The 19512-nt window shown below is 62.9% G+C and carries 17 protein-coding genes; 7 read left to right on the top strand and 10 right to left on the bottom strand.

What is annotated here, in order from left to right; all coding sequences use genetic code 11:
* Positions 1-90 precede the first annotated feature (90 nt).
* The 7 genes from topA to rpmG all read left to right on the top strand — a co-directional run bounded on the left by topA (position 91) and on the right by rpmG (position 8414).
* Positions 91-2727, top strand: coding sequence for a type I DNA topoisomerase (gene topA, locus AC1DYW_RS19755; protein ID WP_477227338.1), 2637 nt, complete (start codon positions 91-93; stop codon positions 2725-2727).
* A gap of 6 nt (positions 2728-2733) precedes the next feature.
* The gene (gene rnr, locus AC1DYW_RS19760; RefSeq protein ID WP_477227339.1) at positions 2734-5040 is read left to right on the top strand and encodes a ribonuclease R; all 2307 of its coding nucleotides are present in this window, start codon (positions 2734-2736) and stop codon (positions 5038-5040) included.
* Complete coding sequence (locus tag AC1DYW_RS19765) at positions 5040-5486, top strand: DUF983 domain-containing protein (protein WP_457152720.1); 447 nt, start codon at positions 5040-5042, stop codon at positions 5484-5486. The genes rnr and AC1DYW_RS19765 overlap by 1 nt, the downstream gene beginning before the upstream one ends.
* An 86-nt stretch (positions 5487-5572) precedes the next feature.
* Positions 5573-6313 carry an NUDIX hydrolase gene (locus tag AC1DYW_RS19770; RefSeq protein ID WP_457152721.1) on the top strand — a complete coding sequence of 247 codons (741 nt, stop codon included), beginning with the start codon at positions 5573-5575 and terminating at the stop codon, positions 6311-6313.
* 23 nt (positions 6314-6336) lie between these two features.
* The gene (locus tag AC1DYW_RS19775; RefSeq protein WP_457152722.1) at positions 6337-7515 is read left to right on the top strand and encodes an MFS transporter; all 1179 of its coding nucleotides are present in this window, start codon (positions 6337-6339) and stop codon (positions 7513-7515) included.
* Between the two features lie 118 nt (positions 7516-7633).
* Positions 7634-8092 carry a YqfO family protein gene (locus AC1DYW_RS19780; RefSeq protein ID WP_457152723.1) on the top strand — a complete coding sequence of 153 codons (459 nt, stop codon included), beginning with the start codon at positions 7634-7636 and terminating at the stop codon, positions 8090-8092.
* A 154-nt stretch (positions 8093-8246) separates the two neighbouring features.
* Positions 8247-8414 (top strand): 50S ribosomal protein L33, encoded by a 168-nt coding sequence (gene rpmG / locus AC1DYW_RS19785; protein WP_006201775.1) that lies wholly within the window; start codon positions 8247-8249, stop codon positions 8412-8414.
* Between the two features lie 85 nt (positions 8415-8499).
* Here the strand turns inward: rpmG and AC1DYW_RS19790 are convergent, their stop codons facing one another.
* From AC1DYW_RS19790 to AC1DYW_RS19835, 10 genes are all read right to left on the bottom strand, one after another.
* Positions 8500-9183 carry a DJ-1/PfpI family protein gene (locus AC1DYW_RS19790; RefSeq protein WP_457155240.1) on the bottom strand — a complete coding sequence of 228 codons (684 nt, stop codon included), beginning with the start codon at positions 9181-9183 and terminating at the stop codon, positions 8500-8502.
* Between the two features lie 53 nt (positions 9184-9236).
* A complete protein-coding gene (locus AC1DYW_RS19795) occupies positions 9237-10304 on the bottom strand; it encodes an ABC transporter ATP-binding protein (protein WP_477227340.1) in 1068 nt (355 codons plus the stop codon).
* A 4-nt stretch (positions 10305-10308) separates the two neighbouring features.
* On the bottom strand, positions 10309-11157 hold the full coding sequence (locus AC1DYW_RS19800) for a carbohydrate ABC transporter permease (RefSeq protein WP_095085142.1): 849 nt from the start codon (positions 11155-11157) through the stop codon (positions 10309-10311).
* Entirely contained in the window at positions 11157-12080 is a 924-nt protein-coding gene (locus tag AC1DYW_RS19805) for a carbohydrate ABC transporter permease (protein ID WP_095085143.1), read from the bottom strand. Before AC1DYW_RS19805 ends, AC1DYW_RS19800 begins: the two co-directional genes overlap by 1 nt.
* 180 nt (positions 12081-12260) lie before the next feature.
* Positions 12261-13538, bottom strand: coding sequence for an ABC transporter substrate-binding protein (locus AC1DYW_RS19810; RefSeq protein ID WP_477227341.1), 1278 nt, complete (start codon positions 13536-13538; stop codon positions 12261-12263).
* A 29-nt stretch (positions 13539-13567) separates the two neighbouring features.
* Positions 13568-14755 (bottom strand): PLP-dependent transferase, encoded by a 1188-nt coding sequence (locus tag AC1DYW_RS19815; RefSeq protein WP_477227342.1) that lies wholly within the window; start codon positions 14753-14755, stop codon positions 13568-13570.
* Positions 14752-15486, bottom strand: coding sequence for a FadR/GntR family transcriptional regulator (locus AC1DYW_RS19820; RefSeq protein ID WP_457153576.1), 735 nt, complete (start codon positions 15484-15486; stop codon positions 14752-14754). Before AC1DYW_RS19820 ends, AC1DYW_RS19815 begins: the two co-directional genes overlap by 4 nt.
* A gap of 137 nt (positions 15487-15623) precedes the next feature.
* Positions 15624-17102 carry an FAD-dependent monooxygenase gene (locus AC1DYW_RS19825; protein WP_477227545.1) on the bottom strand — a complete coding sequence of 493 codons (1479 nt, stop codon included), beginning with the start codon at positions 17100-17102 and terminating at the stop codon, positions 15624-15626.
* 562 nt (positions 17103-17664) lie between these two features.
* A complete protein-coding gene (locus AC1DYW_RS19830) occupies positions 17665-19038 on the bottom strand; it encodes a PleD family two-component system response regulator (protein ID WP_477227343.1) in 1374 nt (457 codons plus the stop codon).
* A 33-nt stretch (positions 19039-19071) separates the two neighbouring features.
* Entirely contained in the window at positions 19072-19443 is a 372-nt protein-coding gene (locus AC1DYW_RS19835; protein ID WP_095088146.1) for a response regulator, read from the bottom strand.
* Positions 19444-19512 lie beyond the last annotated feature (69 nt).

Below are 19512 nucleotides of genomic sequence, written 5' to 3' on the forward strand. Positions count from 1 at the left end.
AAAAGCGCGGCCATGTGAGCGGCAAATAGAACGAGATTTCGTCGCGCGCAGCGGAATTCTTCTGCCGCATCACAGCTGATATGAGACCTCATGGACGTCGTCGTCGTCGAATCGCCGGCCAAGGCAAAGACAATCAACAAATACCTCGGCAAGAACTACAAGGTTCTGGCCTCGTTCGGCCATGTCCGCGATTTGCCGGCCAAGGATGGCTCGGTGCGTCCGGACGAGGATTTCGCTATGTCCTGGGCGGTCGACACCGCCTCGGGCAAGCGGCTTGCCGACATAGCCAAGGCGGTCAAGGATGCCGATGGCCTGATCCTCGCGACCGACCCTGATCGCGAGGGTGAAGCCATTTCCTGGCACGTGCTGGAAGTGCTGAAGCAGAAGCGTGCGCTGAAGGACAAGCCGGTCAGCCGCGTCGTTTTCAACGCCATTACCAAGTCGTCGGTGCTGGAAGCGATGGCCAATCCGCGCCAGATCGATGCGCCGCTGGTCGATGCGTATCTGGCGCGCCGGGCTCTCGACTATCTCGTCGGCTTCACGCTGTCGCCGGTTCTGTGGCGCAAACTGCCGGGCGCCCGTTCCGCCGGCCGCGTCCAGTCTGTCGCATTGCGCCTGGTCTGCGACCGCGAATCCGAGATCGAACGCTTCATCCGCGAGGAATACTGGCAAATCGCTGCCCTCCTCGGCACGCCGCGCAACGAGAACTTCGAAGCCCGGCTGACCGCCTTCGATCGCAAGAAGCTGCAAAAGCTCGACATTTCGAACAAGGCGCAGGCAGATGACATCAAGTCGATGCTCGAAGGCGCGACCTTCAAGGCGGTGACGGTCGAAGCCAAGCCGACCAAGCGCAATCCCGGCCCGCCCTTCACCACCTCGACGCTGCAGCAGGCCGCCTCATCGGGCCTCGGCTTCTCGGCCAGCCGCACCATGCAGGTGGCGCAGCGCCTCTATGAAGGCATGGAAATCGGCGGCGAGACGACCGGCCTGATCACCTATATGCGAACCGACGGCGTGCAGATGGCGCCGGAGGCGATCTCGGCCGCCCGCGACGCCATCGCCAAGGAATTCGGGCCCAAATACCTTCCGGAAAAGCCGCGCCTTTATACCACCAAGGCCAAGAACGCCCAGGAAGCGCACGAAGCGATCCGCCCGACGGACTTCATGCGCACCCCAGCTTCAGTCAGGCAATATCTCGATTCCGACCAGATGCGGCTTTATGAGTTGATCTGGAAGCGCGCCATCGCCAGCCAGATGCAGCCGGCCGAGATCGAACGCACCACGGCCGAGATCGAGGCCGTCAACGGCCCCCGCACCGCCGAGCTTCGCGCCATCGGTTCGGTCGTTCGCTTCGACGGCTTCATCGCTGCCTACACCGACCAGAAGGACGACGATACGGAAGACGAGGAAAATCGCCGCCTGCCGGAAATCCGCGCCGGCGAGCAGCTTGCCCGTCAGGCGATCAACGCCACCCAGCACACCACCGAGCCGCCGCCGCGTTACTCCGAAGCCTCGCTGATCAAGAAGCTGGAAGAGCTCGGTATCGGCAGGCCGTCGACCTACACGGCGATCCTGAAGACGCTCGAGGACCGCGACTACGTCACCATCGACAAACGCCGGCTGGTGCCGCAGGCCAAGGGCCGGTTGCTGTCGGCCTTTCTCGAAAGCTTCTTCGAACGCTATGTCGAATACGACTTCACCGCCTCGCTCGAGGAGAAGCTCGACGAGATCTCCGACGGCAAGCTCGCCTGGAAGGACGTGCTTCGCGATTTCTGGAAGGATTTTTCAGGCGCCGTCTCCGACATCAAGGAATTGCGCGTCACCGACGTGCTCGACGCACTCAACGAAGAACTGGCCCCGCTGGTATTTCCGACGCGCGAAGACGGTTCGAACCCCCGCATCTGCCCGAAATGCGGCACCGGCAATCTGTCACTGAAGCTTGGCAAATTCGGCGCCTTTGTCGGCTGCTCGAACTACCCCGAATGCTCCTTCACCCGCCAGCTCGGCGATGCCGCCAACCCTAATGGCGAGAACGGCAATGGCGAGGACGGCACCAAGGTCATCGGCAAGGACCCCTATACGTCAGAGGAAATCACGCTGCGCAGCGGCCGCTTCGGCCCCTATCTGCAGCGCGGCGACGGCAAGGAGGCCAAGCGATCCAGCCTGCCCAAGGGCTGGACGACTGAAACCATCGACCACGAGAAGGCGCTCGCCCTGCTGTCGCTGCCGCGCGATGTCGGCCAGCATCCGGAATCCGGCAAGATGATCTCGGCCGGGCTCGGCCGCTATGGTCCGTTCGTGCTGCATGACGGCACCTACGCCAATCTCGACAGCATCGAGGATGTGTTCTCGATCGGCCTCAATCGCGCCGTGTCGGTGATCGCCGAGAAGCAGCTGAAGGGCAAGGGCGGTCGCAATGGCGGCACGGCCGCCGCCCTGAAGGAGCTTGGCGACCATCCCGATGGCGGCGGCAAGATCGTCGTGCGTGACGGCAAATACGGGCCTTACGTGAATTTTGGCAAGGTCAATGCCACCCTGCCCAAGGGCAAGGATCCGCAATCGGTGACGGTTGAGGAGGCGCTGGCGCTGATAGCTGAGAAGGAAGCCAAGGGCGGCGGCGGCAAGAAGCCGTTCCGCAAGGCGGCAGCGGCCAAGGCGCCGGCAACCGGAAAGACGACGGCCAAGAAAACGGCGGCCAAGAAGCCGGCCGCGAAGAAAAAAGGGTAGGACGGCGTGGCGCGCAGGATCACCGGTAGAAGCCACGGCGATCCGCGCACCGCCGACACGAGGGCCAAGGTCAAGGACGACTATCGGCCCTCGCGTGACGAAATCCTGCGCTACATCGCCGAAAATCCCGATCGCGCCGGCAAACGCGACATCGCCAAGGCGTTCGCGTTGCGCGGCGACGACCGCATCTGGCTGAAGGATATTTTGCGCGACCTGCAGGACGAAGGCGTCCTGACCAAGGAGCGCAAAAAACTCGCCCGCGTTGGCTCCCTGCCCCACGTCGCCGTGCTCGATATCTTTGGCCGTGACGGCGACGGCATTTTGCTGGCGCATCCAGCGGAAGCCGTCGGCACTGGTGAGCCACCCGTTGTCTCCATCCGGATCTCGCGCAGCGGCAACGGCCCGGCACCCGGCATCGGCGACCGCGTGCTGGCCAAGACCTTTCCGACCAACGAAGCGACAGGCCCAGCCTATACCGGGCGGGTGATGAAGATCTTCGAGAAGCGCAGCGATGCGGTTCTCGGTGTCTTTCGCATCTTGCAGGACGGCACCTTCCGCATCGAGCCGGTCGAGCGGCGCCAGCCCGAACTGATCGTCGACAAGGAATTCCAGAACGGCGCCAGGAACGGCGACCTCGTCGAGGTCGAGCCGGCGCGCGCCTCCCGCTATGGGCTGCCTAGAGCCAAGGTGCTCAACGTGCTGGGTTCGCTGACCAGCGAAAAGGCGGTCTCGATGATCGCCATCCACGCGCATGACATTCCGCATATTTTTCCTGCCGACGTCATCGCCGAGTCCGAAGCGGTCAAGCCCGCAACGATGGATCACCGCGAGGACTGGCGCGACCTGCCGCTGGTCACCATCGATCCGGCCGACGCCAAGGACCATGACGACGCCGTCTTCGCCACATCGGATCTCGACGAGAAGAACCCTGGCGGCGTGGTCGCCACAGTGGCGATCGCTGATGTCGCCGCCTACATCCGCTATGGCACGGCACTCGACCGCGAAGCGCTGAAACGCGGCAATTCGGTCTATTTCCCGGATCGCGTCGTGCCGATGCTGCCCGAGCGCATCTCCAACGATCTCTGCTCGCTGCGCGAAGGTCAGGACCGCCCAGCGCTGGCGGTGCGCATGGTTTTTTCGGCCGACGGCCGCAAGCTGAGGCACTCCTTCCATCGCGTGATGATGAAGTCGGCGGCAAAACTTGCCTACCAACAAGCCCAGGCGGCGATCGACGGCGTGCCGGACGACAAGACCGGTCCGATCCTCGACACCGTGCTGAAGCCGCTGTGGGACGCCTATGCGATCCTGAAGCGAGGCCGCGACGGCCGCCAGCCGCTCGAACTCGACTTGCCGGAGCGCAAGATCCTGCTCAAGCCGGATGGCACCGTCGATCGCGTCATCGTGCCGGAACGGCTTGATGCACACAAGCTGATCGAAGAATTCATGATCCAGGCCAATGTCGCCGCGGCAGAGACGCTGGAGGCGAAGAAGCAGGCGCTGGTCTACCGCGTCCATGACGCGCCTTCGCTGGCCAAGCAGGAATCGCTGCGCGAATTCCTGCAGACGCTTGGCCTGTCTCTGGCGCGCGGCGCGCAGATGCGGCCAAGCCAGTTCAACGGCATTCTGGAGGGCGTGCGCGGCGCCGACAATGAAGGCCTGGTCAACGAGGTGGTGCTGCGCTCGCAGAGCCAGGCCGAATATTCGCCCAAGAACATCGGCCATTTCGGCCTCAACCTCAGGCGCTACGCGCATTTCACCTCGCCGATCCGCCGCTACGCCGACCTCATCGTGCACCGCGGACTTATCGCCGCACTCGGCCTCGGTCCGGGCGGGCTGACGCAGGACGAGGAGGCACGGCTCGAAGACATTGGCGTGCTGATCTCAGCCACGGAACGGCGCGCAATGGCGGCTGAGCGCGACACAGTCGACCGGCTGATCGCCGCCTATCTCGCCGAGCGAATCGACGACCGGTTCGACGCCCGCATCTCCGGCGTCACCAAATCGGGACTATTTGTCCAATTGCCGCAGTATGGCGCAGATGGTTTCATCCCGGTGTCAACTTTGAATGGCGATTACTATATATACGACGAAGCCGCCCGCTCCCTGTTCGGAGAACGTTCGGGCAAAGGCTACCAACTCGCGGATCGCGTTGAGGTCCGGCTCGTCGAGGTGGCACCAATGGCCGGCGCGATGCGCTTCGAGATGTTGACCGACCCGAAGCCTTTGCCAGGTTCCAAGCGGTCGTTTCACAAGGCCAAGGGCCGCGCCCGCGCGTCGCAATCGCGACCGGGTTCGCGCGGCAGGAGAAGATGATGGCAACAGCCATGGAAGACCAGGTTTTCGGCGGCGAACATCACTCGGGTCGGGCCGCCCGCCCGCTGTGGACGGCGATGAAACGCGGCATGCTCGGCCGCTGCCCGCATTGCGGCGAAGGCAAGTTGTTTCGCGCCTTCACCAAGACCGTCGATAAATGCAGCGTCTGCGGCGAGGAATTGTACCACCACCGCGCCGACGACCTTCCAGCCTATCTCGTCATCGTCATCGTCGGCCACATCGTGCTTGGCGCCTTCATGGCTGTCGAGGCGACATCGACACTGTCCACCTGGCAACACATCGCCATCTGGGTACCGCTGACCATCATTCTGGCGGTGGGGCTGCTACAGCCGGTCAAGGGTGCCGTCATCGGACTGCAATGGGCCTTCTATATGCACGGATTCGGCGGCGAGCATGACGGGATCGACCCCCATCCCGGGGTCTAGGTCAAAGTTGGCTGCGCTCGCTGGTGCAACACACCGACCGTGAAAGGCCACTTTCGCTTGCCAGAAGTTTCCGCTAGGTCCTGCGCATGGACGGTATGACCAAGGCGGAAGTCGACAGGATCGAGCGGAGCATGATCGCTCATAGCGACCAGCCAATTCGTCCGCGCGACGCGGCGACCCTGATCCTGCTCGACCGCGAGGGCGACGAGGTGCTGGTCCTGATGGGCCGTCGTCATGCCGGCCACGCCTTCATGCCAGGCAAGTTCGTGTTTCCCGGCGGCCGCACCGATCCGGCCGACAGCCGCATCGCGGTCGCCGCTGTATTGCATCCGGAGCAGGAGGCAAAGTTGCTCGCCGGGCCGGGCCGCACAAGTGCTGCGCGGGCCCGCGCCATTGCCTTGTCGGCGATTCGCGAGACCTATGAGGAAGCCGGGCTGCTGATTGGCCGCAAAGGTGCTTTCATCACCGCCAGACCCGATTGGCAGGGCTTTGCCGAACACGGCGTGCAACCCTCTCTCGACATGCTGCGCTTCGTCGCGCGCGCCATCACGCCACCCAACCGGGTGCGCCGCTTCGACACACGTTTCTTCAGCGCCTGGCGCGATGACGTCGCCGTCGAACTGCCGGGTGGCGGCCCGACCAATGAACTCGAAGAACTGGTCTGGCTGCCGCTGGCCAAGGCCAGGGAAGCCGACATACCCGACATCACCCGAACGATCCTGGACGAGCTCGAAAAGCGCCTCGCCCATGATCCGCAGTTGCGTCCGGGCGGTCCTGTGCCCTTCTACCGGCTAGTCCGCAACCGCTTCACCCGCGAAATTCTGTAGAACATCGAGTATTCAGACATCCCATGACGGTCGATACCCAACCACAGGGCGACGAACGCGTACACTGGCTGCCGATGGTGGCGGCGATCTCGTCGATCAGCGTCGTCGGCATCGCCATCGGCCTCGGTATGCCGCTGCTCAGCGTCATTCTCGAAACGCGCGGCCATTCGGCGTCGATGATCGGCCTCAACACGGCCGTCGCCGGCCTAGCCTCGATCGCCGGTGCCCCGCTGGCGACGCCACTCGCCATGCGCTTCGGCGTGGCCTGGACGATGATTGCCATGATTGCCACCGGCGCCCTGGCCTTCGTCGGCTTCCACTTCGCGCCGGATTTCTGGATGTGGTTTCCGCTTCGTATCGTGCTGCACATCGCGCTGACGGTGCTGTTCATCCTGTCCGAGTTCTGGATCAGCACCTCGGCGCCGCCGCATCGACGTGGCCTTGTGCTCGGCATCTACGCCACTGTCCTGTCGCTCGGCTTTGCTGCGGGACCGTGGCTGTTTGCCCATCTCGGCAGTTCGGGCTTCAGGCCATTCGGCGTCATCATCGCATTGGTGACGCTGGCCGCCATTCCGGTGCTGGCGGCGCGCAATGAGAGCCCGACCATCGCTTCTGATGGCGAAACCAGCAATTTCCTGCGCTACATCTGGCTGGTGCCGTCAGCAACCGCTGCCGTGCTGGTGTTCGGCGCCGTCGAAACCGGCGGCTTTGCGTTGTTCCCGGTCTATGGCAACCGCATCGGCTACTCCGAGGCCGACGCAGCCCTTCTCCTGACCATGATCGGCCTCGGCAATGTGCTGCTGCAGATCCCGATCGGCATGATCAGCGACCGCGTCAGCGACCGCCGCTATCTGCTGATTGCCTGCGCCACTGTCGGCCTTGCCGGCACGGTCTTCATGCCCTTCTTTGCGCAGAACTGGCACCTGATGGCGGCCCTTCTGTTCGTCTGGGGCGGCGTCGTTGCAGCCATGTACACAATCGGCCTTGCCCATCTCGGCTCGCAGCTCTCCGGCCACGAGCTGGCGTCGGCCAACGCCGCCTTCGTGCTCTGCTACGGCGTTGGCATGGTGCTCGGTCCGCAAGCGATCGGCATCGGCATGGATGCGTTCGGTCCATCCGGCTTCGGGTGGTCGCTCGGCCTGTTCTTCGCCGCCTACATCGGCCTGGTCAGCGTCAGGCTGGTCCGCAAGATCCTGCTGTAGCGCCACGCTGCTTCCGGCCTGCATTTCACGCGGCGACACGACAGGCTGCTGACAGAACCGTGTCAGCAGCCTCCGGTTATAAGGCTCCCTCAAAATATCTGAAGTTGAGGATCCTCCCATGATCGACAGCGGCTTTGAAACCACTTCGTTGCGAATGACACTGCTCCTGCTGGTGACCTTTCAGGCGCCGGCCGCCGATGTCGACCGCATCATGGATGCGGTGGTGGCGATAGCGCCGCTGGCGATGGGCAAATATGACCGCAACGCCTACCAGTCGGCACATGGCATCGAACGCTACAGGCCGCTCGACGGGGCGGCCGCCGGCGCCGAGACCGAGTTGCGGCGTCGCCCCGGCACAGTCGAGGTTTCGTTCGAACTGCCCGACGACCAGGTGCTGGCCGCGCGCGTCGTCGAGGCGATTTTCCAGGCGCACTCCTACCAGGAGCCGGTGATCCGCATCCAGCCGATCCTGGCCAGCCGCTCCAAGGGGCTGGACGACCGCGCCAATCCGAATCGCTGGTGGAACACCACCGGAGACTGGAAGAAGGTTGGGGCGCCCGCGAGAGAAAGCGCATGATTTGAGGCTACTGGCCTGCTCCGGCGGGTGGTACAAGCTTCGCCGGGCTTGACTTTCCAGGCACGTTCTTTATGTGTCGCGCCAAGTTTCCCGCGTCCGGGTGTTTCCCCGTGCTCCAGCGGCCAAAACCCCACGAACATAACGGACTGAAATCATGGCCAAAGCCGCAAACATCAAGATCAAGCTTCTGTCGACCGCCGACACCGGTTTCTTCTACGTGACCAGCAAGAACAGCCGCACCAAGACCGACAAGCTGTCGTTCCGCAAGTACGACCCGGTCGCCAAGAAGCACGTCGAGTTCAAGGAAACCAAGATCAAGTAATCTGGTTTCTCCAAAAATGCCGAAACGCCGCCCAATGGGCGGCGTTTTCGTTTGCAGGACCATCGGACGGCAGTCCATTGCGGCGTTACGCTCTTCCCGGAATTTCTGCAGAGTTGCCGTGATGGTGCGGCCGCCTGGATCGCCATTTCACCGGGCAGGCCGGCGTGGCTGGAATTTTGCCAGCCACCGGCGGACGCGGAAAATACTGCGTGGTGACCTGAACCGCCTCGGCTGTCGCCTCATCGAACAGCAGCTCGATCAGTTTCAAGGCCTCGTCGAGGCCTGATGAAATGCCTCCACCGGTCAGTCGGTTGCCGGATCTGACGAAGCGGGCATGCGTCGTATCGACCTCGATCTTGGGGAAACTCTGCAGGCATTTGACGAACGCCCAATGGGTCGTGGCTTTGTGACCCTCGAGCAGCCCGGCGCGTGCGAGCAACAGCGCCCCCTCGCATACGGAGCAAACCCAGAGCGCATCCGCCGCTACCTGTCGGAGGTAGGCGAGAAAAGGCGAATTGGCATTCGACATGATTGCGCTCAACGCTTCCGGCGCACCGCCCGGGACCCAGAGGACATCGAGCGTTGGCGTTTCGGCAAAGCTGGCATGGGCTTCGAAACGCAACCCGTTCACGGTCGTGACCGGGCCACCATCGGCGGAGAGGATCTGGCAATCGAGCCCCTTCGCCGGGTCGACCCATTTGAACATCTCGTAAGGCCCGGTCACGTCGAGCAAGTCCACGCCGTCATAGACCGGAATTCCGAGTTTCATGGCCTCCCCCTCTTCCTGCTTCCGCAAATCACTATGCAGCAGCAGGCCCCGGTTTAGCCAACGCGATCGCCGCTTTTCGGATCGAACAGATGCAGCGACGCCGGGTCGGCCGACAGCCGTACCACGTCGCCGGGCTTCACGCCGGCGCGGCCCATGGCGAAGACACAAAGCTGCTGGCCAGCCAGCTTGACGTAGAACTGCGTCGAAAGCCCGAGCGGCTCCACCACCCCCACCTCGCCCTGCAATTCGCCGTCATCGGCCAGCCTGATGTGCTCGGGCCGCAGACCGACGGTGATTACGTCACCGTCCTTCAGCGGCAGGCCATCCGGCAGGCGCAACGCCTGGCCATCGGCCAGCACGGCCTCCGAGGTACCGCCCTTGCGAACGGTCGCAGGCAGGAAATTCATACCAGGTGAGCCGATGAAGCCGGCGACGAACATGTTGGCCGGCCGGTCATAGAGATCCAGCGGCGCGCCGACTTGCTGGATCAGCCCGTCATGCATGACGACGATCCTGTCGGCCATGGTCATGGCCTCGATCTGGTCGTGGGTGACGTAGACCGAAGTGGTCTTCAACTGCTGGTGCAGCGCCTTGATCTCGGCACGCATATGGACGCGCAGCTTGGCGTCGAGGTTCGACAGCGGCTCATCGAACAGAAACACCTTGGGATCGCGCACGATGGCGCGGCCCATGGCGACGCGCTGGCGCTGGCCGCCGGACAACTGCCGCGGCAGGCGCTGCAGGAAAGTGTCGAGCCCGAGCCGCTTGGCCGCACCGTCCACCCGCGCGTCGATCGCCGGCTTCTCGGCCTTGCGCAGCATCAGGCTGAAACCCATGTTCTTCGATACATCCATATGCGGGTAGAGCGCGTAGGACTGGAACACCATGGCGATGTCGCGGTCCTTCGGTGCGACGTCGTTGACCAGCCGCTCGCCGATGCGGATCTCGCCGCCGGAAGCCTCCTCCAACCCGGCGATCATGCGCAAAAGCGTGGACTTGCCACAGCCTGACGGACCGACCAGGACGACGAACTCGCCATCGGCGATTTCAAGGTCGACCGCGTGCAGGACACGGACAGTGCCATAATCCTTGCGGACCTTATCGAGCGTAACAGAGGCCATCGATCTATCCTTTGACGGCGCCGGCGGTCAGGCCGGTGACGAGATAGCGTTGCAGGAAAGCGAAGAAGATGCAGACCGGGATCAGCGCCAGGATCGACGCCGCCATCATCTGTCCCCAGTCGACGGCAAATTTGCCGATGAAGGTGAGCAGGCCGACCGCGAAGGTCTTCTGGTCGTCGCTGGAAATCAGCATCAGCGCGAACAGAAGCTCACTCCAGGCCGCGGTGAAGACGAAGCCGAGCGTCGCGCCCATGCCCGGCAGCGTCAGCGGCACGATCACCTTGCGCATCGCCTGCGCGCGTGTGCAGCCGTCGATCATCGCCGCTTCTTCCAGGTCCTTCGGGATGCCGTCGAAGAAGGATTGCATCAGGAAGGTGGCAAAGGCGGTGTTGAAGGCGGTGTAGATGATGATCAGCCCGGTCAGGCTGTTGATCAGCCCGATCTGCCCCATGACGCGGTAGATCGGCGGAATGACCATCACCAGCGGGAAAGTCTGGGTCAAAAGCAGCATCAGAGCCAGTGCTGCCTTGCCGCGAAACGTGAAGCGCGACATGGCGTAGCCGGCGAGCGTGGCGACGACCGTCACCAGTGCCGCCGTCGACACCGAGACGATGACGCTGTTGAGGAAATAGCGTGGAAAATCGGTGGCCTCGAGCACGGTGACGAAATTCTGCAATGTCATCTGCGAGGGCCAGAAGGTGATGCCTTCGGAATAGAGAAGCCGCTCCGGCGTGACCGAGATCTTCAGCGTCCAGTAGATCGGGAACAGCGCAAAGATCACGTAAGCCGCGACGGCGGCGTAGAGGCCGATGCCGCCGAAGAAGCGCTGCGAGGCTGAGCGTCCTGCGATCATCAGACGTGCCTCACCAGGGAGCGGCGGATGCCTATCAGTGCGATCGCATAGGCAATGAGCAGGACGAGCAGCAGCACGGCCACCGCCGAGGCGTAGCCCTTGTCCAGCGACTTGAAGGCGCTGACATAGATGTAGACCGGCACCGTGTTGGTCGAGCCGGCCGGTCCGCCCTCGGTCATGACGAAGATCAGGTCGGCGAAGGTGGCGATCCAGATGGTGCGCAGCATGACCGTGATGGCAATCGTCGGCGCCAGGAACGGCAGCGTCACCTTGGTGAAGCGCTGCCAGGGCGAAGCGCCGTCGATCGCCGCCGCCTCATGCAATTCCGATGGAATGGATTTCAGCGCCGCCAGAAGCGTGATGGCGAAGAATGGAATGCCGAACCAGATATTGGCGACGATCGGCCCCCACATGGCGGTCGAGGGATCGGACAGAACATTGGTCGGTTCGGCCTTCAGCCCCAATGCATACAGCCAGTGCGGCAATGGGCCGATGATCGGATTGAACAGCCAGGCCCAGGTCAGGCCTGACAGGAAGGACGGCACCGCCCAGGGCAGGAACACCAGGGCCTGCACCACCTTGCGGCCCGGGAATGGCTTGTCGAGCAGCAGCGCCAGGCCAAGACCGAGGAAGAACTGGAAGAACAGGCTGGCGACGGTCCACCACAGCGTGTTGACGAGCGCCTGCCCCAGCACCGGGTCCGACAGCATCGCCCGATACTGTGCGAGCCCGACATATTCCGACTTGAAAGCCGAGAATTTGCGGAAGGAGTAGCTGATGCCGATGACCAGCGGCACCAGAAGCACCACGACCAGAAGGATGATCGCCGGGCAGAGATAGAGCCAGGGCTCGATGGCGGCGTGCGATCGCCACTTGCGACGCGGCTTGCCGGCGGATCGTATTTCGGACACGGCATAGGTCATTGGGGGCTCTATGGTGAAAGGTGGATGCCGGCGTCGGCGACAGCGTCCTTCTCCCCGTTTCACGGGGAGAAGATGCCGGCAGGCAGATGAGGGGCTGCGCAAACCTTCAAACGATGGCGCCGCCCCTAATCCGTCACTTCGTGACACCTTCTCCCCGTGAACGGGGAGAAGGGAACAAAACTACTTCTTGTTCTTCGCCAGCCAGTCCTGCTGTTCCTTGGTCAGGAAGGCAGCCCATTGGTCGGCGACGTCCTTGGCCGTCTTCTGGCCAAGCAGCACTTCCTGGAAATTCTTGATCGCCACCTGGTCGACGAAATTGCCAAGGTTCTCCAGATGCGTCGGCGGCGTCACCATTTCATACTTGGAGGTGTCGCTCAGCTCCGTGAACCAGCCCTTGAACTGCTCGGTCTTGAAATGGGGATCCTGGTCGGCCCCGTTGTGGATCGGGACGACGCCAACCTCCTTGGCCCATTCCAGATTGTCCTTGGGCGACAGCAGCGTCGCCATCAGCTTCCAGGCGTCATCCTTGTGCTGCGAGTTGGCGAACATCGCCCAGCCGGCATAGCCGAGCGTCGGATAAGACTTGCCGCTCGGCCCGACCGGCAATGGCGCCACCGCGAAGTCGTCGGCACTCATCTTGTCGGCGATGCCGAGCAGTGCGTCCGGATCCTGGTTGAGCATGGCGCAGGTACCGGAATAGAAGCCGGTGACCGTCTCGTTGAAGCCCCAGCTCACCGCATCCTTCGGCGCCAAGCCGTTCTTATACATGTCGGCCAGCATCTGCAGACCCTTGACCGAGCCTTCGTCGTTGATGGTCGAGGTGCCATCCTCGTTGAAATAGCCGCCCTTGCCAGCTGCGATATTCATGAACATGTGCATGCCGTTGAAGGCGCCCGGACCGCCGCGCAGGCAGTAGCCATATTTGCCCGGTATTGCCGAGATCTTCTTGGAGTCGGCGATGAAATCGTCGAGCGTCGCCGGCGGGCCGTCTAGGCCGGCTTCCTTGAACAGCTTCTTGTTCCAGAACAGCGCGTTCACGTAGTAGCCGTACGGGATCATGAACTGCGTGTTGTTGACGGTCGAGCCGAACTGCTTGGCGCGCTCGCCGAGCGTCTTGGCGTCGTCCCACTTGGCCATGTAGGGGCCGAGATCCTCGAGCTGGGCATTGTTGGCATAGAGGCCCATCCAGCGTTCCGGCATCTCGACCACATCGGGCGTATCGCCGGCCTGCACCATGGTCAGGAATTTTTCGAAGGCCTGGCCCCAGGGCAGCGAGATCAGCTCGACCTTGACGCCAGGATTGGCGGTTTCGAATTCGGCGATCTGTTTCTTCAGGAATTCGGTGCGCGGCGGGCTGGTGATGACTTCGACCATCTTGAGGGTCGAATCGGCCACAGCACTTCCGGCGGAAATCGCCAGCCCCGCAACGGTGGCAAGCATGACGGTCAGTTTCTTCATGTTCAAGACTCCCATTTTGAACCCGCTTGTTATTTTCTGGCTTTTTCGAAGGCTTGGGCGACATCCGCCCACAGGTCTTCGACACTCTCCAATCCGACATTGAAGCGGATGGTTCGGGGGCTGACGCCGAAGCGCGCCATCGAATTCAGGCCCGGCGTCTGCTCGAGCGACGCCTTGGCAGGCACGACCAGGCTCTCATGCCCGCCCCAGCTGACGCCGATGCGGAAATAGTTGAGCGCGTCGACGAAGACGGGGATGTCGATATCGTCCGTCACCTCGAAGGAGAACAGCCCGGCATAGCCGGCCAGCGTCGCCTTGCCGGGATGGTTCGAATAGGCAGGATGGTTGACGCGCTCGACATTGGCATGCGCCTTCAGCCGCTCGGCGAGGGTCAGACCGCTTTTCATGTGGTGCGGCAGGCGCAGCGGCAGCGTGCGCAAGCCGCGCAGGAGCAGCCAGGCCTCGAACGGCGACAGCTTGCCCCCGAGATAGGAGTAGGTCTGCTCGTTGATATGCTTGATATGGGCGGCAGATCCGGCCACGACGCCGGCCACGGTGTCGCTGTGGCCACCGAGATATTTCGAGGCCGAGTGCAGCACCAGGTCGACGCCGTGCGTGATCGGCTTCTGGAACACCGGCGTGGCCCAGGAATTGTCGATGCTGGTGATGATGCCCTGCTCCTTGGCCAACCGCGTCAGATGCGCGACGTCCTGGAGCTCGAACATCATCGAGGTCGGGCTTTCCAGGTAGAGCAGCTTGGCGCCGGGAAGTGCCGCGGCGACCGCGTCAGGGTCGGAGCCATCGACGTAGTCGACCTTGATGTTGAGACGCGGCAAGAGCCGCTCGAACAGCCGGTAGGCATCGCCGTAGCAATTGCGCACCGCCACGATGCGCTCGCCTGCGCCAACAAAGGCAAGCACGGTGGCGCTGATCGCGGCCATGCCGCTGGAAAAGCCGCGCGCGGCCTCAGCACCCTCGAGCGCGGCCACACGCGCCTCGAACTCCATCACCGTCGGATTGTCGCCGCGTGAGTAGATCGGCTGCTTTCGTTTGCCGGCGAAGGTGTCGGCCATCTCGGCATAGTTGGCGAACGTGAACAGCGAGGTCTGATAGATCGGCGGCACCACCGCGCCGCCGGGGAACGGCTCGTCATGCGCCAACAGCGTTGCCGCCTCGGCGAGATAATCGTGGTCGAAACCGGATGGCTGCTCGTTCATGTCTGGCTCGAAAGTTTGAGTTTGGCCGCACCGCGCTTCAGATCGTCCTCGACGGTGGCGATCAGCTTGAGCGCCTCGGCGCGGGCGCCTTGCGGGTCACGCGCGGCGATGCATTCGTAGATGGTGCGGTGATAGGGAAAGCTGGCATGGCCGAAGTCGCGCACGCCGAGCGGATGCTCCCAAAAGCGATGGAACAACTCGTGCATGGCGGCGATGATCTGCTCGAACAGCGGATTGCCGGAGACCCGGTAGATCGCCTGGTGGAACTCCCAGTCCTCTTCCGACGACATGCCGTCGCGCGTGCGAAACGCCTGCTCCATGATGTCGAGCTTGCGCGCGATCTCGGCAATGTCGGTCTGGCTTGCACGCTCGGCACAGAGTGCGGCGGCCTCCGCTTCCAGCGCGCGGCGGATTTCCAGCGTCTGCATCAGGCTGGTGAAATCGTTGCCCCCCGCCAGCGTCAGCGGCATATGCAGCATGCCGGGTGAAACGGCCGCCTTGAGGTAGGTTCCGCTGCCCTGCCGGCGCTCGACCAGACCGAGCCCTTCCCAGCGCGTCAGCGCCTCACGCACCGTGTTGCGGCTGACCTTCAGCCGTTCGGCCAGAATACGCTCTGTCGGAAGTCGCTCGCCGGGCTGCAAGGCTTCGGCGCGAACAAACCCAACCAACGCCTTCAGCACGGCGTCATCGCGCGCCGTCGTCTGAATGGGTGGCAGGCTGTTCTGGTCCACGCTCTCTCCAAGTGGTCCAATGGTCCAACCAATTTCTGCATGGATAGAAGCTCCTGTCAATCGGTTGTCAGCAGTCCGCGCCGCCACAAGCGGCGACGCGATGAATTCAGGAGGTATTTCGGGAGGTGGCGCCTACTTTATTGTGGCTGGGGCGCCACGGCAGGCGGTCCGAACCAGGCTGTCAGCGCCTCGGCAAGCCCAAGACGGGTTCCGTCCCCTACCCAGGCCACATAGCCGTCGGGCCGGATCAACACCGCGGTCGGAGCGGCAACGGGACCAAGCATCGGAAGCTCCCACGGACCGGAATATGTGGCGTCGATCTGCTGGACCCGTTCCCCCCACGGTGTGATGTCGAAGCCGCCTGGCTGACCGAAGTTCAGCATGACCGGCCGGGCATGGTGCAGCAGGGCAAAGACTCTTAGCTGGCCGTTGGCAGTGAGCAGGTCGAGGTCGGGCATCCGCCGGCCGAGAAGAGGATGGCCCTCGCCGAGATTGTAGTGAACGCCCAGACCGGACATCTCGCCGGCCATTCGTCTGCGCGGTTCGTCCATCCCGAGCAGTTCGGCAACGATGTCGCCCATCGCCTTGCCGCGGTCGTCCATACGCCGAAGCGCAACCTGAGCCATCGTGTTCTGCAAGACACGGGCGGCGACCGGGTGGCGCTCAGCCTGGTAGGTATCGAGGAGGCTCTCAGGTGAGATCCGCTTGACCACCAGCGCCAGCTTCCAGCCGAGGTTGACTGCATCCTGCACGCCGATGTTGAGACCCTGCCCGCCCATCGGGGGATGGATGTGCGCGGCATCGCCCGCCAGCAGGACGCGTCTGTCACGATAGGTCGCGGCTTGCCGCGTCATGTCGGTAAATCGTGAGAGCCAAGTCGGACTGTGGACTCCATAGTCGGTCCCATAGATGGCAACCAGCGCCTCGCTGAGATCGCGAAGCGTGGGTTCTCCACCAGTCTCCAGTCGCGGTTCTGTCAGCACGACGCCGACTGTCCCACCCTCTCCGGTTTTGCCCAAAGCGTGGATACCGGAGTCCGTGTTCCGGAAGCCCAATGGCGGCTCCTCAGACATCTCGACTTCGGCGATCATCCAGCTCATCGTCGGATCCCATCCGGCGAATTCGATGCCGGCTGCTTTTCGGATGAGGCTTCGCCCTCCGTCACAGCCCACCAGATAATGTGTCTTCATACGTTGGCCATCGGCCAACTCGATGATGACCCCGCTGTCGTCTTGCGCCAACGCCGTGACCTCCTGCCCGCTATAGATCGGCACTTTCAACTCGTCGACCCAACCGGCCAATATGCGTTCAATGTGGTTTTGACGCAGCCCGAGCAGGCAGTTGTGCCGCGTTGGAAAGTCGCTGATGTCCAGCCGGATCATGTGGAAGCCCACGACCTGAAAGCGTTGTCCTTGCGACAAAAACCGGTCGGCGATCCCACGCTGATCCAGAACCTCGATCGTGCGTGCATGCAGGCCGCCCGCACGCAAGCCAACAAGCTCCTGGTTGGGACGCCGCTCGACAATGGCAACGTCGACACCCGCCAGCGCGAGTTCAGCTGCCAGCATCAATCCTGTCGGGCCGCCTCCGGCGATCACCACCGCATGATCGGTCATTACAGCCATTATCGCACTCTCCGTTCCGTACCCTTGGGTTAGGCCGACGGTTTTACGGGAGGAGTCGGGTCTTGCCGCAAGCCCCTTGTGCGCCATATGTATGAATTGGAGAGGGTACTCCTCCCTTCAGATGCCGGCCACGAACACAGCCTCTCGCGCAATGACAGTGCGCGCCATATGGCTATCACCGCTGACCCAAGAGAACGGGATCCGGATTTTTCACACGCAAAAAGCAGAGTCATCCATGCCTTGGCACGGAGCTCCGATGTTCTGTTTGGAGAAGGGGGCCGGTCGGCGTTTGGCAGCGGTACGAGGAGGCCACTATGCGCCAGCGCCGGCCGGCCGACCCCACGGACCCAGGAGATGCGGCGGACCTGAGCATCATGGGGTATTTCTAGGGATCGAGCCGGCTGTCTACCCTCGTGCCGGCTTCGTCTTGGCCTGCACACTTGCGCAAGAGCTTATGAAAATCAACCATTTCTTAACCAAGGCTCGCGAATCGCTTGGATTAAGGTAAACGGGTAACCCTATCGGCTTGACTGGAAAATCGGGCCTTTGCGGGTTACGCCGCCTTGGCGACGACACGGTTGCGGCCGCCGCTCTTGGCTTCGTAGAGAGCGAGGTCGGCACGTTTCATCAGCGCCGCCACCGTGTCCACCCCCTTCAGCACCGACGACACGCCGACACTGACGGTGACTTCGGTCGTCTTGCCGTCCGGGCCGATGGCAAAAGGCGCCTGGGCAATTTCGGCGCGAATGCGTTCGGCCACCCTTTCGGCCACCGTGCCGTCAGTGTCCGGCATGACCACGACGAACTCCTCGCCACCAAAGCGGCAGGCAAGGTCGATGCCCCGGACATTCTTGCGCAGCCGTCGCGCGAATTCCCGCAACACATCGTCGCCGCCGTCATGGCCGTGCGCGTCGTTGATCGACTTGAAACGATCGAGGTCGGTGATCATCACCGACAGCGGCCGCCGCCGCGCCACGGCGCGATCGAACAGCGTCTGCAGATGGCTGTCGAGGTAGCGGCGGTTGTGCAGTCCGGTCAGCCCGTCGGTCACCGCCATTTCGATGGTTTGGGTGACGCTGGCGCGCAGCTGGTCGTTGTAGCGCTTGCGGCGCACCTGGGTGCGCAGCCGCGCTGTCAGTTCTTGCTGGTCGATCGGCCGTATCAGATAGTCGTTGATGCCGAGCTCCAGGCCACGAATGATGCGCTCGTCCTCGCCCGCCTCCGCCAGTAGGATGATCGGAACGAAACGGGTGCGGTCGAGCGAGCGCAACTGCGAACAGAGCCGGAGCGGATCGAAATCCGCAAAGGCCGTTGAGATCATCACGCATTCGTAGGGCGTCTCGGCGGCCTGGAAGAAGCCGGCATGCGGATCGCTGGTGACGTCGAGGTCGGCACGATCGCGCAGCATCTTCTGGATGCGCTCGACCGAGGATTTGCGCTCGTCGATCAAAAGCACTTTCGGCGTCGTGTCCTCGGAGGCGAAATTGCGGCTCAGCAATTCTTCGATACCAATGTTGCGCGTCGTCGAGGCGCGCAGCCGCAACTCGTCGGTCAGCGACTTCAGCCGGACCAGGCTCTTGACGCGCGTCATCAGTTGCAGGTCGTTGACCGGTTTGGTCAGGAAATCATCGGCGCCAGCTTCGAGCCCGCGCACGCGGTCGGAAACCTGGTCGAGCGCGGTGATCATCACCACCGGAATGTGCGACGTCGCCGGGTCGCTCTTCAGCCGTCGGCAGACTTCGAACCCGTCCATGTCGGGCATCATCACGTCGAGCAGCACGACATCGACCTTGCCATTCTCGCAGGTCTCGATGGCGTCCGGCCCGTTGGTGGCGGTCAACACCTCGAAATATTCGGCCAGCAGCCGGACCTCCAGCAGCCGCACATTGGCAGGGATGTCGTCGACGACGAGGATCCGTGCAGTCATGTCACAAGGCTCCGGCTTGGCTGGAAGGGCGCATCACGCATCGCCCAGATAGGATTTGATGGTTTCGATGAAACGCGGCACCGAGATCGGCTTGGAGATATAGGCTTCGCAGCCACCCTGGCGGATGCGTTCCTCGTCGCCTTTCATCGCGAAGGCGGTCACCGCGATGACCGGGATGACGTGCAACTCGTCATCCTCCTTCAGCCATTTGGTCACCTCCAGCCCCGACACTTCAGGCAACTGGATGTCCATCAGGATGAGATCCGGCCGGTGCTTGCGCGCCAGATCGAGCGCTTCCAGGCCGTTGCGGGTGCGCACGGTCTCGTAACCGCTTGCTTCGATGAGGTCCCGAAAGAGCTTCATATTGAGCTCATTGTCCTCGACGATCATGACCTTCTTCGGCATCGATATCCCGTCCCGGCCGTCCTTCCGCTCGAAGGCAGCCGTCATGCGTCCATCTGAAAGACGCACCAA

Source organism: Mesorhizobium sp. P2_D5, assembly GCF_056404355.1.

Excerpts from the sequence above, each read along its gene's own strand:
- topA (WP_477227338.1), top strand. The coding sequence starts at position 91 with ATGGACGTCGTCGTCGTCGAATCGCCGGCCAAGGCAAAGACAATCAAC.
- AC1DYW_RS19765 (WP_457152720.1), top strand. The coding sequence starts at position 5,040 with ATGGCAACAGCCATGGAAGACCAGGTTTTCGGCGGCGAACATCACTCG.
- AC1DYW_RS19770 (WP_457152721.1), top strand. The coding sequence starts at position 5,573 with ATGGACGGTATGACCAAGGCGGAAGTCGACAGGATCGAGCGGAGCATG.
- AC1DYW_RS19775 (WP_457152722.1), top strand. The coding sequence starts at position 6,337 with ATGACGGTCGATACCCAACCACAGGGCGACGAACGCGTACACTGGCTG.
- AC1DYW_RS19780 (WP_457152723.1), top strand. The coding sequence starts at position 7,634 with ATGATCGACAGCGGCTTTGAAACCACTTCGTTGCGAATGACACTGCTC.
- rpmG (WP_006201775.1), top strand. The coding sequence starts at position 8,247 with ATGGCCAAAGCCGCAAACATCAAGATCAAGCTTCTGTCGACCGCCGAC.
- AC1DYW_RS19790 (WP_457155240.1), bottom strand. The coding sequence starts at position 9,183 with ATGAAACTCGGAATTCCGGTCTATGACGGCGTGGACTTGCTCGACGTG.
- AC1DYW_RS19795 (WP_477227340.1), bottom strand. The coding sequence starts at position 10,304 with ATGGCCTCTGTTACGCTCGATAAGGTCCGCAAGGATTATGGCACTGTC.
- AC1DYW_RS19800 (WP_095085142.1), bottom strand. The coding sequence starts at position 11,157 with ATGATCGCAGGACGCTCAGCCTCGCAGCGCTTCTTCGGCGGCATCGGC.
- AC1DYW_RS19805 (WP_095085143.1), bottom strand. The coding sequence starts at position 12,080 with ATGACCTATGCCGTGTCCGAAATACGATCCGCCGGCAAGCCGCGTCGC.
- AC1DYW_RS19810 (WP_477227341.1), bottom strand. The coding sequence starts at position 13,538 with ATGAAGAAACTGACCGTCATGCTTGCCACCGTTGCGGGGCTGGCGATT.
- AC1DYW_RS19815 (WP_477227342.1), bottom strand. The coding sequence starts at position 14,755 with ATGAACGAGCAGCCATCCGGTTTCGACCACGATTATCTCGCCGAGGCG.
- AC1DYW_RS19825 (WP_477227545.1), bottom strand. The coding sequence starts at position 17,102 with ATGACCGATCATGCGGTGGTGATCGCCGGAGGCGGCCCGACAGGATTG.
- AC1DYW_RS19830 (WP_477227343.1), bottom strand. The coding sequence starts at position 19,038 with ATGACTGCACGGATCCTCGTCGTCGACGACATCCCTGCCAATGTGCGG.
- AC1DYW_RS19835 (WP_095088146.1), bottom strand. The coding sequence starts at position 19,443 with ATGCCGAAGAAGGTCATGATCGTCGAGGACAATGAGCTCAATATGAAG.